The organism is Mesorhizobium sp. M7A.F.Ca.MR.362.00.0.0 (assembly GCF_004023175.1).
Classification (GTDB): domain Bacteria; phylum Pseudomonadota; class Alphaproteobacteria; order Rhizobiales; family Rhizobiaceae; genus Mesorhizobium.
On the sequence record NZ_RZTF01000217.1, the window covers coordinates 1 to 1,720 of the forward strand.

General features: G+C 59.2%; 2 protein-coding genes. One reads left to right on the forward strand and one right to left on the reverse strand.

Annotated elements, in window-relative coordinates; translation table 11 throughout:
* Positions 1-962 (reverse strand): (5-formylfuran-3-yl)methyl phosphate synthase (locus EOC06_RS23315; RefSeq protein ID WP_128308893.1); only part of this gene is annotated, 962 nt, incomplete at its 3' end.
* Between the two features lie 250 nt (positions 963-1,212).
* Here EOC06_RS23315 and EOC06_RS43295 point away from each other — a divergent pair.
* Positions 1,213-1,720, forward strand: a 508-nt coding sequence (locus tag EOC06_RS43295; RefSeq protein WP_368773598.1) for an ABC transporter substrate-binding protein, incomplete at its 3' end; no start/stop codon positions are given.

Genomic DNA, 1,720 nt, shown 5'->3' on the forward strand with positions numbered 1-1,720 from the left:
ATATGTCCCCGCGCGACGATGGTGCGAATGCCGTCCATGATGATGTCATAAGAGAACACATGGCGCATGTCCTCGGGATGGTCGGTGATTTGCAGCACGTCGGCGGCCACATCAAAGCGCACTTTTTGAGTATGGCCATGCTCGAAGCTGTAGGCACCGATCTGGACCGGCAGAACAAAATCCCGCACAAAAATCCTGTCCGTGCCCAATGTCGGGTCGGTGTCCGGCGAATAGCCTCTCGCCGCCAACAGGCGATAGTCGATACTCGATTGACCGCCGGTCCCGGATTCCGCCGGGATCAACTCTCGAATCTGCGAGACCGCCTCGGCGCTGATCGAACTCGTGCGACCGGAATGGCCACACAGCGCCCCCCGAAAGCCGAGAAAATCGGGAGCGAAAGGCAATAGGCGCGGAATATCCGGAGCTTCCAGCGATCCACTCAGGCCGACCATCAGACCGAGCGATTTCGTTCGGTCGACGAATCCCGGAATACGCTCCGGCGGCAGATGATCGAGCAGCCGGCCCTTCCCCTTTTGCGCGGTATCGACCATCACGCCATGGAAGCGATGCCTGGCGAATATCGGCAGAAGCTCGAAGTCCGGCGCCAGATCGGCAAACAGCACGGCAATCAGCTTCGTTCGTGCGGCGAGCGGTTCGAGCGCCTGTGCGCAGGCAGAGATATTCGCCGAAGGAAAAAATCCGATCTTCACATAGTCGACGCCGGTCGCCGCGATCTCTTCGGCCTTGATGCGGATCGTTTCGGGTTCCATCGGCAGGTCGCCGCAGACCGCGCTGACCGGAGCCCGACCAGCGATGAACGAAATCGTTCGGCGCATGGTTTCCGTGGACACCGCGCCCAGAGCTCCCGCCTTCGGGTCCTTCAGGTCGACGATGTCGACACCTCCAGAAAGAGCGATCTCCGCCTCTTCGATGCCGGTGACGCTTGCCAGCATTCTGGTCATTTGAACAGTTTCTCCAGTTTGGAGGACAAGACGTTTTTATAGAGGCAGTCGATCCCCCTGCGCCACGTCTCGCCGGTGTTGCCATGCGAATCGACGCTGGCGACCTTCCGCACCGTTCTGGCAGGCGCGAAAAGTCTTCCGATAGGGTTTGATAAATTTTGCGGGTCGGCTAAGTTGATCATGGGCACCTTGACTTGGCGCGGGTCCGGCAACCGTCGAACCTTTGCGCAAGAATGGGTAATTACTATCGATGACGAGCGCGGTGCCAGGCACTCTCGCTGCCTTTTTGTGCTTTTTTTCCCTGACCGTCAACGTTTCCGACGCGACAGGCCAGGAAACGGTGGCGAAGCCGGAAAAAAAGACAACCGAAATCAAGATAGGCTATTTGCGGGCCTACGCACCGCAATTGACGCTTTCCATGCTCGACTTGCCGCCACGTGACGAAGGTGTCGCCGGCGCCGAGGTTGCGATCGGCGACAACAATACGACCGGAAAGTTCACCAACCAGAAATTCAGCCTCGACGTGACCGAGATCAAGCCCGACGGCGACGCGGTTCAGGCATTCGAAGGCATGATCGCCAAGGGCGACCGCTATGTGGTCGCCGATCTTTCAGCCAAACAATTGCTGTCGATCGCCGACATCGCCCGCGACAAAGGCGTGCTGATCTTCAACGTCGGCGCCACCGACGACAGCCTTCGCGAGGAGGACTGCCGCGTCAACGTTTTCCATGTCGCGCCGACGCGCAGCATGCTGGCCC